Source organism: Alicyclobacillus dauci (assembly GCF_026651605.1).
Classification (GTDB): domain Bacteria; phylum Bacillota; class Bacilli; order Alicyclobacillales; family Alicyclobacillaceae; genus Alicyclobacillus; species Alicyclobacillus dauci.
Window position 1 is genome coordinate 1,170,178 of record NZ_CP104064.1, and the last position, 12,249, is coordinate 1,182,426.

The 12,249-nt window shown below is 50.9% G+C and carries 9 protein-coding genes; all 9 read left to right on the top strand.

Annotation, left to right across the window (positions count from 1 at the left end):
* Position 1: 1 nt before the first annotated feature.
* Positions 2-2,041, top strand: a complete 2,040-nt coding sequence (locus tag NZD86_RS05770) for an alpha/beta hydrolase family protein (RefSeq protein WP_268045539.1) — start codon at positions 2-4, stop codon at positions 2,039-2,041.
* Positions 2,042-2,044: 3 nt separating this feature from the next.
* Entirely contained in the window at positions 2,045-3,202 is a 1,158-nt protein-coding gene (locus NZD86_RS05775) for a M20 family metallopeptidase (RefSeq protein ID WP_268045540.1), read from the top strand.
* Positions 3,203-3,287: 85 nt separating this feature from the next.
* Complete coding sequence (locus NZD86_RS05780) at positions 3,288-4,931, top strand: N-acyl-D-amino-acid deacylase family protein (RefSeq protein ID WP_268045542.1); 1,644 nt, start codon at positions 3,288-3,290, stop codon at positions 4,929-4,931.
* Positions 4,932-4,951: 20 nt separating this feature from the next.
* The gene (locus NZD86_RS05785) at positions 4,952-6,442 is read left to right on the top strand and encodes an amidase (protein ID WP_326492640.1); all 1,491 of its coding nucleotides are present in this window, start codon (positions 4,952-4,954) and stop codon (positions 6,440-6,442) included.
* 206 nt (positions 6,443-6,648) lie between these two features.
* Positions 6,649-7,002, top strand: a complete 354-nt coding sequence (locus NZD86_RS05790; RefSeq protein WP_268045544.1) for a phage holin family protein — start codon at positions 6,649-6,651, stop codon at positions 7,000-7,002.
* Between the two features lie 592 nt (positions 7,003-7,594).
* Positions 7,595-8,197, top strand: a complete 603-nt coding sequence (locus NZD86_RS05795; RefSeq protein ID WP_268045545.1) for a UbiX family flavin prenyltransferase — start codon at positions 7,595-7,597, stop codon at positions 8,195-8,197.
* A gap of 280 nt (positions 8,198-8,477) precedes the next feature.
* Positions 8,478-9,830 (top strand): UbiD family decarboxylase, encoded by a 1,353-nt coding sequence (locus NZD86_RS05800; protein ID WP_268045546.1) that lies wholly within the window; start codon positions 8,478-8,480, stop codon positions 9,828-9,830.
* Positions 9,831-9,869: 39 nt separating this feature from the next.
* Positions 9,870-10,754, top strand: coding sequence for a R2-like ligand-binding oxidase (locus NZD86_RS05805; RefSeq protein WP_268045547.1), 885 nt, complete (start codon positions 9,870-9,872; stop codon positions 10,752-10,754).
* 74 nt (positions 10,755-10,828) lie between these two features.
* Entirely contained in the window at positions 10,829-12,148 is a 1,320-nt protein-coding gene (locus NZD86_RS05810) for an MFS transporter (protein WP_268046804.1), read from the top strand.
* Positions 12,149-12,249: the final 101 nt, after the last annotated feature.

Here is a 12,249-nt window from a genome sequence, read left to right on the forward strand (position 1 = left end):
CTTGCCGACAACGCGCACCATATTACCCGACGACCTGTATCGCATCCAGTGCTTGGCTGAACCTCAAATTTCGCCGGACGGTCGATGGGCTGCGGTTTTGGTGATTGTCGCAGATAAAGAGACCGATGGGTATGCATATCGTATTCGTCTTTGTGACTTAGAGACGGATAACGTGGTGATCGTTGCTGGGGACCGAAAAAAGATAAGGTCCCTTCGCTTTTCCACGGACGGTAGCATTCTAGCTTGGATTGAGTCTGCCCCCATGGAGAAAGAGCGCATTTGTGTTTTGCGAGTGGATGAGGCCTTACAGATTCACTCCGGCGCTGAGCCTATTTCCTCTAAAAGCAAGTATGAAGGTGTTGTGGAACCTGCAATAGTACACGAGGTTTTCACATCCGAAAGACTGGGTAAGACGTTTGAGTGGTATCCAGGTAAACAGGTTCTCTATATTCCTGTTCTACATGTCACCCATAGCGATATCAAGGTTTATCAGCGCCCGCATTACAAGTCGGATGGGGTAGGGCTCGTTGAGCTTGTTACCAGTGAGATTTGGGAAGTCCAACTCATAGATGACCCATCTCGTTCCACCACAACTTGCCTGTACGAACACCCCGATGCAATTGCATCTCTGACCGTCGACGCAACGGGGAAACTTCTGGTGTTTACGTCCGATTCGAAGGATAAAGAATTCTTTGCCCAGGAGATCTACGCGCTGGATCTAAAGTCCCGAACAGGTACCCTGGTCTTGGAAGCACAGGGACCCATTTCAGCTCTAGCGTTTGCACCTGACGGACGGCAGATCGCGTGGATCGGCCACCGTGGCCCACGTTGGAACGATATCACTCAGGCTCTGTGGCTTACGGATGTTCATACGAGAGACACACGGTGCACAACACAGGCGTTTGACAGGCCCGTGGCACCGTATGGTTTGGGTGACGTGCGTCCCCTTCAAGCACCGTCACAATTGTCTTTCGGTGGGGGCAACGCGCTTTTGTTTCTCGCCAGCGATCACGGCGTATCGAGTCTCTATCGGCTTGCTGAGGCAGGCGGGGAACCACAACGAATCCTATCGGACGAACATCCCGCTGTGAGCTACTTTTCTGTGTCCGCATCCGGCGATGTACTGTTCACGGGTGGAACACCCACACGGCCGGATGCACTATACCATTGGCGTGAGGGAAAGGAAAAATTGTTATTTGACCCCAACAGCACCCTGTTTGATGAAATACAGGTCCGAGAACCTCACAAGTTCACGTTTGACGCGCGTGATCATCTTCCCATTGAGGCTTGGTTGATGCTTCCTGTTGGAAACCGAGCACACCAAGAGGCGTCTTATCCCTTGGTTTTAGTTATTCATGGTGGGCCGCATAACGCCTATGGATACGGCTTTCAAATGGAATTCCAAACACTATGCGCCGCAGGTTTTGCTGTGCTTTATGTAAACCCCAGAGGGAGCCAAACATACGGTCAATCATTTGCCAGTGCTGTTATTGGTGATTGGGGAGGCGAAGATGCACAGGATCTATTGCAGGCGCTGGATATGGTCAGTGCAAACGATTTTGTGGATGCCGACCGTATTGGGGTTACGGGATACAGCTACGGGGGATTTATGACAAACTGGCTAATTGGGCATTCGAATCGCTTTCGTGCAGCAGCAGCTGGTGGATGCGTGGCGAACCTTGTCAGTTTTCACGGAACGAGCGACATCGGCCCTGTATTTGGCTACGACGAACACGGTACGCACGTTTGGGACGATCCGGCGCGGCTCTGGCAACGGTCTCCGATCGCTTTTGCCAAAAATGTCGATACACCTTTACTCCTTTATCACGCCGAGACCGATGACAGATGTCCCATTGGGCAATCAGAGGAATTTTATACTGCATTAGCGACGCTGAATAAAAACGTTACGTTTGTGCGTTATTCACAAGGAAGTCATTTGTTTCTGACGCAAGGTCGACCGAGTTTCCGGGTGGACAGGATGAACCGCCTTATCGGTTGGTTCAGCAAGACGTTGAATGAATGTTCTTTTGGGGGGGCATGAGGGTTGAAACAAGACGCACTGGATTTCCTAAAGAAAATCGTTCGCATTCAATCTATTAATCCGCCTGGGAATGAACGGCTCGTTGCCCTAGAGATACAAGAGTTGCTTCGACAACATGGGTTGGAGACCAACTTAATTGATTTTGAAGCAGGTCGAGCGAACTTGGTCGCTTGGTTGCGTGGTACCGATGAGAGACCAAACAGGCGAGTTTTGGGCTTCTCTGGGCACATGGATGTCGTTCCACCAGGTCAGGTGCAATGGACGCACGCACCTTTCGCAGCTGTTGAAGAGGATGGAAAACTTTACGGCCGTGGCACCAGTGACATGAAGGGCGGATTGGTTGCGCTCATTTTCGCGATGATTTCTCTCAAAGAAGAAGGCCTAAGGCTCAACGGAGATTTGAAGTTGCTGGCTTCAGCAGGTGAAGAAGTGGCGGCGGTAGGTGCAAAGCAACTTGTTGCAACAGGTCATTTACGGGATGTGACGGCACTCGTAATCGCTGAACCAACCCATGACGACGTGGTGGTGGCTCACAAGGGAGCTTTGTGGGTCGAGATCGTCACGTATGGGAAAACGGCACACGGTTCCACTCCGCGCCTGGGCCGGAATGCGATTGAACACATGAATCAAATTATGACGGCGTTGTTGACGGACTTCAAAATGGACTATCGCCCCGACGAGATCTTGGGCGAACCGACGTTCAATATTGCGGTGATTGAGGGGGGCGTAAAAACGAATGTCGTACCAGACCGATGCAGTATCCAGGTGGACTTCAGGACTGTGCCGTCACAAAGCCATGAGGACATTCTCCAACAGCTACGCCGTTTGATTGACCGTGTGAAGGAGCGGGTTCCGAACTTGAGTGCGGAGATCCGAGTACTGAACGACCTGCCGTCAATTGCCACGGCTAAAGATGACCCGTTCGTGTCGATCGTGGAAGACGCCACAGAAGACACGTACGGAACAAGGAAAACGGTGCGGGGGATGGCTGGATACACAGATGGGGCCGCCTTTGTGGGCGCGGATACAGGGGTACCGATTGTCATCATCGGTGGTGGCGATGACCGACTTGCGCATCAGCCTGACGAATATATCGAGATCGATCGGTTTTTGCATTCGATTGAATTGTATAAAACCATCGCTAAAAAGTATTTGCAATAGGATTACGGAACTAGCAAAACCACGCGTTGCTTTTCTTGGAAACGAGACGATAACTTTTCTTGTTGGGTCGTGAGGAGGAAACAGTATGTACGATGTTCTTATTCGCAACGGGCGCGTACTGAACGGTACGGGAAACCCGTGGACCGTTCAGGACATTGGTATTGAAGGCGATCGCATCGTCGCCATGGGTGACTTGAGTGGGAATACGGGGAAACAGGAGATCGATGCAACAGGTCTTGTTGTGGCACCGGGTTTCATCGACACACACGTTCATTCCGATCTGCTGTGCACGCGACCGGACATTCACAAAATCAAAGTCATGCAGGGTGTTACGACGGAACTATTCGGACAGGACGGGATCTCGGTGGCCCCGGTGTCAGACGAAACGAAACCATTGTGGCAAAAACAGTTGAGCGGACTAAACGGAGACATCGGAGACTGGCCGTGGAAGAGTGTACACGAATATCTTAGTTTTCTCGAAAAGACGCCAATGAATGGCAACGCAGCGTATTTAGTTCCCCATGGGAACGTTCGGACGCTTGTCATGGGTTTTGCCAGTCGCACGGCAACTCCTGCAGAAATGCAGCAAATGCGTGAACTTGTAGAAGAGGGGATGGAGCAAGGGGCAGTCGGTGTCTCATCGGGGCTGATCTATCCTCCGAATGTGTACTCGAATAAGGCGGAACTGATTGAAATCTGCAAAGGTGCCGCGAAATACAATGGGTGCTTTGTGGTTCATATCCGTAATGAGAGTAACCACATCTTGGCCGCTTTGGACGAAGTGATTGACGTCGCGCGACAATCTGGTGTGCGCCTCCATGTATCCCACTTTAAAGTGGGTGGAAAGGCGAATCGGGATAAAGTGGAAGCCGCGTTGGCCAAGTTGACTGCGGGTAGAGCCGAAGGACTGGAAATCACATTTGACCAATACCCTTACACTGCCGGATCGACCGTGTTCGCTTCCATTTTGCCTCCGTGGATGCATGACGGCGGGACGCCGGAGATGGTTGCCCGCCTGCGCCAGCCAGAAGTCCGTGCGAGGGTGAAGCAGGAATTGAAAGAGAACGACGGATATGAGAATTGGGTGCTCAGCAGCGGCTGGGAAAATATCGTGATCACGGCCGTCGCGTCGGAGAAAAATCGGCATCTCGAGGGGAAGAGTGTCATTGAAATCGCACGAATCAAAGGTCTCGCCGATCCGGCCGACGCAGCTTTTGACTTGCTTATCGAGGAAAATGCCAACATAGCGATGGTTGTGCATTGGGGTATAGAGGAAGATATTATCTCCGCCATGCAACATCCACTTCAAATGGTCGGATCGGATGCCATTTTTGGCGGCAAACCTCACCCTCGACTGTACGGAACGTATGCTCGGGTGCTCGGCCATTTTGTCCGGGAGATGGGCGCTTTAACACTAGGAGAAGCGGTTCGCAAGATGACGAGCGGGCCAGCACAACTGATCCAGCTAACAGACCGTGGCCTCCTTCGAGAGGGATACTTTGCGGACATCGTTGTGTTTGATCCCGAGACTGTCATCGACCGAGCAACCTTTGCAGAGCCGTTACGTGAACCACTTGGGATTCGGCATGTACTGGTAAATGGGCAGGTGGCTGTTCAGGACGGAACTTGGACCGGCGTTACGGCTGGTAGGGTATTGAATCGACAGGACGGGAACGAATTGGAGGACAGACGGCGGAAGATTGCCGTGTCTCGAGTAGAATTAACCTGAATGCAGAGAGGTGAACGACTTTGGGCTTGGAAAGTGAACTAGCTTACATGTCTGCGACCGAATTAGCAACAAAAATCAACCAACGAGAAATTTCACCTGTTGAAGTAACTGAATTTTTTATCCAACGGATCGAAGAGAGAAACAAGAGTATAAACGCATTTGTCTATTTTGCCTACGAGGAAGCGCTAGCGCGTGCAAAAGAGGCGGAGCGCGCTGTATTGAGAGATGACAGCCTCGGCCCATTGCACGGAGTACCCACTGCGCTGAAGGACCTATTTTGTGCCAAACCAGGATGGATATCTACTTTTGGGGGCATCAGAGTTCTGAAGGACAACGTTGTGTATCACTCTTGCTCATACGGTGAGCGCCTAGAAGGAGCAGGTGCCATTTTTCTTGGAAAGACGAACAGCCCCACGCTAGGGTTTAATGCAGCTACGGACAATTATTTGTTCGGAGCCACGCGGAATCCATTTGACTTAACTCGCAATGCGGGCGGATCGTCCGGTGGAAGCGCGGCTGCAGTTGCAGATGGTTTGTTGCCAATTGCTGAAGGAACGGACACTGGTGGGTCCATTCGCATCCCAGCAGCGATGTGCGGTGTATTTGGATTTAAACCCGGCGGTGGACGTGTTCCTTACCTAGGACGACCAAACGGATTCCGAACGTATATGTTCTCGACGGAAGGCACGTTGACACGAACTGTAGAGGATGCCGCTGTGGGGTTGAGCTTGTTAACAGGTTATGACGATAGAGATCCGTACAGTAGCTACGATAAAGTAGACTTTATGTCGGCGCTACGCGGCTCCGTCAAAGGCTGGCGGATTGCCTACAGCCCAAATTTTGACGTATTTCCGGTAGACAGACGTGTTTCAGAAACGGTTTCGCAAGCTGTAAGACTCTTTGAACTGGCCGGTGCTACGGTCGAAGAAGTAAAGGTTGGTATTCCGTATCATCAACGTGAGTTGAGTGACCTTTTCTGCCGGGTTGTCATGCAAGGCGCCATGCTTCCTTTAATGGAAAGTTTCAAAACGAAAGGGCTTGATATCTTACGGGATTACCGTGATGACCTGCCGCAGCATTGCCTCGATTGGATCGAAAAAACGCACGATATGACTGCTCTTGATGCCAATTTTGATCAAATCATGCGCACGCAAATCTTCGACTCGATTCAAAATGTGTTTCAAAATTACGATTTACTTATTACACCGACCGTATGTGTACCGCCCACATTGAATCAAGCGGATGGGAATTCAATGGGCCCCACGCAGATTAACGGTGAAGAGGTTAATCCGTTTATTGGATGGTGCATGACTTACCTGACAAACTTCACGGGCCATCCGACTGCTTCCATTCCAGCCGGATTGACTGATGAAAATCATCCCATCGGTATGCAAATTATCGGTAAACGATATGCCGATGGAGATGTATTGACAGCGAGTGCAGTCTTTGAACAGCTAAAGCCTTGGTTTCAGACATATGAGCTTTGTAAAGATCGCCCGTTGAACGTGTGATGAGGTTACTGTCTAACCTATCCCAATGTATGTTCCCGCAGTCGCACGACTTTTAAACGGGGCGAATTGGTTGTCGTTGTCCGTCGCGATTGAGAGCGCGCTGCTTCAGACTGCTCCTGAATTTTCCAGACAGAATCCACTGTACATAAGTGCCTGTGGTCACGGGCAAAATGCTTATGTGAAATCTCTACATCAGGAGGTCAGTCATGAACTGGATTAGGACGATTATTCGCTTCATTGTATCAGCGTTGGTGTATAGGTTTGTGGCATTTCTAGTGCCTGGCTTCGCCATCGCTAATTTCGGCTCAGCACTGCTCACAGCCATCGTCGTTGCACTGGTCGGGTGGGGTGTCGAGGCGTTGTTGGGGCGACGAGTTACTCGTTATTCACGTGGGATAGTCGGGTTCATAGTAAGTGTTGTTGTTCTTTACGTGGCACAATGGATTGTTCCCGGAATGAGCGTGTCGGTGGGCGGAGCTATTATTGCGTCGATCGTGATCGGAATTATCGACATGCTTCTCCCTGTAGAGAAGTCGGGTGTCACGCCTGATAGGCATTAAACGACTCCTGCGCCGCCGTAGTTCAAAGTACGTAAACACGAAGTTCGCAAAGATGGAGAGGTCGACTAACATGAGCCACCCTTGTTCAGGGTGGCTTAGTTGTAAATTTCTTCGTTTACAGCGGTTGGGGAGTAAAACAGCAGTCTAAAGTGGCTAAATTTTCTGAGTTGACACTAAACCAAATATAGTCCGAAATGGTTGAAGTCCAGGGTGGTCCCTTTCTGCTGCCTCGGAGACTCTCGAATCCAGCATAGCGGTCGCACGCTCCCTTGCAACCACCCCAGACCACGACCTCCAACCGCGCGTAACCCCAGGACTGCGGGCCCCACCACGCCCTCTGGTTGGTGCCTCTGTCCCGGGATTTTCCATTATAGGGGTCATCATTGTGCGTAAACGGTTCGGCAACAAACCAGTATGATCAGTTTAGCTGAACATGATCACACCAGGTCGCTCTTCCCTATGTTCCCTCTTTAAGATTTTGACTCTGAAACCTCAAATATGATGTCATCCTTTCGCCTTTTCCACTCTTCAAACCAGAAAGCCTATATGATTTAAAGTGTCCATTGGAGAAGCGACAAAAGGGAGAGAGGATATGCGACTGATTGTGGGCATCACAGGTGCAACCGGTGCGATATTTGGTATTCGCATATTGGAAGTTCTTCGCGAGCTCCAAGTCGAAACGCATCTTATCTTATCGAAATGGGCGGAGGCGACCATTCGCCTGGAGACGGACTTTGAGGTTGAGGACGTTGTCAGTCTAGCAACTGTCGTTCATTCAAGCGCCAACCAGGCGGCGTCCGTAGCTAGTGGTTCGTTTCGGACTGATGGCATGATTATTGCACCGTGCAGTATGAAAACACTGGCGGCTATTCGCACTGGCTACTCAGATACTTTGATTGCGCGAGCGGCTGACGTTGTTCTGAAAGAGCGTCGAAAACTGATTCTACTGGTTCGAGAAACCCCACTCAATGACATTCATTTGGAGAATATGCTGGCCTTGTCACGGATGGGGGCCGTCATTTTACCGCCGATGATGACGTTTTACAATCAACCCGCCAGTCTGGAAGATGCCGTCAACCATATTGTTGCGCGTGTTCTTGATCAATTTGATATTGAAGCGAACTTGACGGACAGGTGGGGGCCGAAGAATACGATCGCTGCCAACGACGCAGGTCATCAACGTGATGAACGATAATGTCCATCCTCTGGAACCATGAAAAGGGATAAACATGGATAATCCCGTTCGCTTTTTGTGACTTTTTTGTTTTTCTGCTGTGCGTCTTTTCATTCTCTTGTCGTGATCGGAAAAGAGCCCTACGAAGCGAAATATTTCGAATATAATTTCAAAACAAATGAACGATTACACATTTGGCTCCACGAGCATAGCGGTCATTGTTTATCTGAATCCGCTTACAGTTGCTTATGAGCCAAATGGGCGATGTCAGCCAGACTGAGGGAAGAAGGAGGGTTCTGTCATGAGAGCCGATTCGTTGCGCACGTGGCTCCAGTTCTTGCAAGACACTAATCGACTGGCCCGTATTGACAAATCGGTGAGTCCAAAGTTTGAACTAGTGGCGGTAGCGAAACATCTCGACGGGAAGAAAGCAGCTTTGTTTACGAACGTTGCTGGGCATCAGGTGTCGGTCGTCTCTGGAATTGCATCGACGCGAACGATGTTTGCCGAGGCATGTGAAACGACCGACCAAGAGCTAATTGAACGATTTACCCGTGCAGTGGCACATCCTGAGCCCTGTACTTTGGTGAGCAACGATAATGCGCCGGTCAAGGAGAATATTATCGAACAGGACGACGTTGATTTGACGACGATCCTACCGATTCCAACTCATCATGCGGAGGACTCCGGTCCCTACATCACGGCCGGTATGTTCATCGTTCGGGATCCACAAACGCGCAAACAGAATGTGTCCATTCACCGACTCCAGGTGTCGGGGAAGAACAAACTCGGCGTGCTTCTGTTACCCCGTCATACTTATCATCTCTTCAAGCAGGCAGAAGCGAGACAAGAGCCGCTGGAGTGCGCCATCGTCATCGGCACAGATCCATTAACGCTTTTGGCGTCGCAGGCAAGCACCCCGTTCGGTGTCGATGAACTGGAAATTGCCAGCGCCCTGCGTGGTAGCCCCCTGCCATTGGTCCGCTGTGAGACGGTGGACATCGACATTCCGGCCAATGCAGAGATTGTTCTGGAGGGGAGAATTCTTCCAGACGTGCGTGAACCGGAAGGCCCGTTTGGTGAGTTTCCCAAGTACTACGGGCCGAAGAGCGACAAAGAAGTTGTTGTGATTCAAGCCGTGACACACCGTGACAACCCTATTTTTCACACAATTATCCCTGCCGGTTGCGAACACCAGCTACTGGGTGGAATTCCTCGGGAAGCAAGTCTCTATCAGACGATTCGCCAAACCGTGCCGACCGTGCGCGGCGTACACATGACACCAGGTGGAACCTGTCGTTACCATGCCGTGATATCCATTCGCAAGCAGCAGGAAGGGCAAGCAAAAAACGCAATTCTAGCGGCGTTTGCCAATAGCTTCGATATCAAGCACGTCGTGGTGGTCGATGAGGAGGTGAACATTTTCGACGCAGAGGAGGTAGAATGGGCGATTGCGACTCGTTTTCAGGCGGATCGCGATCTCGTTGTCATTCACGGCGCCCAAGGCTCGAAACTGGATCCATCGACCGCTGATGGGTTTGGCAGCAAGATGGGCTTAGATTGTACAGTCCCACTCAACAGCGACCCATTTCGATATTTGCGGATCCAGATCCCAGGGTATCAGGATGTAAATTTAAGCGACTATGGCCTGTGAGATACGTGATGAATACGCTCATGAAAGTGAGGGATTCGTGTGGACACGCGTTACGATTACCAAGACACGGACCAGGATTTGGCATTATCCGTCGATGATGTAGTGGACGATATCGACCTCGGTGAGCCCGACGAACCATTGGACGAGGCAGCGTATCGTTTGTGGAGAAAAGCTGTCACGTTTGGGACGTGGAATCCTGCAGACATTGATTTATCACGGGATCGTGAGCAATTCCTCAGCCTGGAGAGACCGTTGCAAGTCTATCTGGAGCATTTTTGCGGTGCTTTTTACAATGCGGAGGAAAACGTCGCCAAAGTCTTCTGCCCATGGGTAATGTCGGTCTCCACAACCTGGCAGCAAGCTTATCTCAGCACGCAACTCATGGAGGAATTTAAGCACACTGACTTTTTCGCTCGTTATTTCAAGGAAGTTCTGGGAATTGAGAAACCGACGCGCGCACTCAGCAATCCGGTGCACGAGTCATTGGTTGATAGAGCCGAGACGCTTCTCACGAGTTACCGATCCGGCTCGGACGACCGCACTTTGCACTTAGTGGAAGCGTTTACGCATTACCAGGGAATTATTGAAGGCGTTCAAGCCAACGCAGGCTACCAAATTTTCTTAGCTGTATTCGCTAGTAAAGGAATGCTTCCGGGCTTAGCCGAGGGATTTCGCAGTATCCAGCGGGATGAAGGGCGGCACGTGGGCTTTGGGATGCAATTGCTACGGCACTACGCGCACCAAAACCCGCTCTATGCTGAGCGCATCCGAGCAGTATACAACGAGTACCTGCCACTTATTCAAGTGCGTTATGGCGTGCCGTTAACCGTTAACGGTGAAGTGTTCGATCCGCCAGCGGAAGAGCGAGGCCGAGAACGCCTGATGAAACTGTACGAACGCCGCCTTAAAGATATTTTCAGCTAGCTCGTGGAAGTAGTTAGCTGATCGTTTCAGCAAATTAAACCGTGTGGTTCAACGGGGGAGGAACCATCGTGCCAATGAATGTTGCTATAACACAGACAAATGATCTGTCCGTTCCACGCAACAAAGTGGTCTCTGCGAGTATTGCATCCGTTCTCGGATGGTCACTGGATTTGTTTGACTTGTTTGTTCTCCTATACGTAGCACCCGTTGTCGGAGCATTGTTCTTTCCGTCTAGCAATCCGACCTTGTCGCTTGCTTCTGTATACGCTTCCTTCGCCGTGACACTGCTTATGCGACCTGTCGGATCTGGTATTTTCGGGTCCTACGCGGACAGAAACGGCAGAAAGAAAGCAATGACCGTGGCCGTCACAGGGGTTGGGTTTAGCACAGCCATCCTCGGTGTTCTGCCGACCGTTCACCAAGTCGGGGCCTTGGCACCTATTTTGTTCCTCATGTTCCGACTGGTTCAGGGTGTCTTCGTAGGGGGCGTTGTGGCGTCCACCCACACTATCGGCACCGAGACAGTCGCGCCCAAGTGGCGAGGTTTTATGTCGGGGCTGGTCGGTGGTGGCGGTGCCGGCATCGGATCGCTGTTTGCATCGATTGTCTATCTCATCGTTTCTAATATTTTCACCGGCGATCAGTTTAACGTCTGGGGCTGGCGCTTCATGTTTTTTGCGGGAATCCTCTGTTCCATTCTCGGACTCTTTGTCTTTAAGTCACTTGAGGAATCCCCGTTGTGGGCTCAACAACGGGCCCACGAACAACAGCAGACGGCGCCAAAGGCACCTGTGCGAACGGTATTCTCGGGGCAGTATTTACCAATCGTGTTGGTCAACTTGCTCATCGTCTTAGGTGGCGGTGCTGCGTACTACTTAACATCTGGATTCTTGCCAACGTTTCTCAAGGTCGTGAACAAGATATCTCACAACGCCTCTTCTGGGATTCTCATCGAAGCAAGTTTTGTGGCGATTTTCTCCGCCATGTTGTTTGGTTACTTGAGCGATTTCACAGGTCGTAAAAAGATGTTTATCATCCTGGGCATTCTCTGCTTGATCGGGCTGCCGCTGTCGTATATCGGACTTGCGCACGCAACGTCCTTGGGCATGATCAGTCTCTACGCGCTGATTCTGGCATTCCTCGGGAACGCGGCGTATGCGCCGATTCTCATTTACTTGAACGAGCGCTTTCCAACTGCCATCCGCTCAAGTGGCACAGGCCTTTCATGGAACATGGGCTTCGCCATTGGAGGAATGATGCCGACGTTTGTCTCTCTGGCCAGCGGATCCACCGGCAACATTCCACACACGTTGGTCTATTTCTCGATTGGCATCTTTATTCTCTACCTGATTGGCAGTTTTGTGACGCCAGAGACGAAAGGAAACCTTCATTAGTACTCGGCACTTGAGTATGCAAACTAGCGTGAAGCCGTCCGCCAAAGCCACGGTCGGTTTCACGCGATGATCTTACGTTATTCCAATTTTTCATGGGGGTG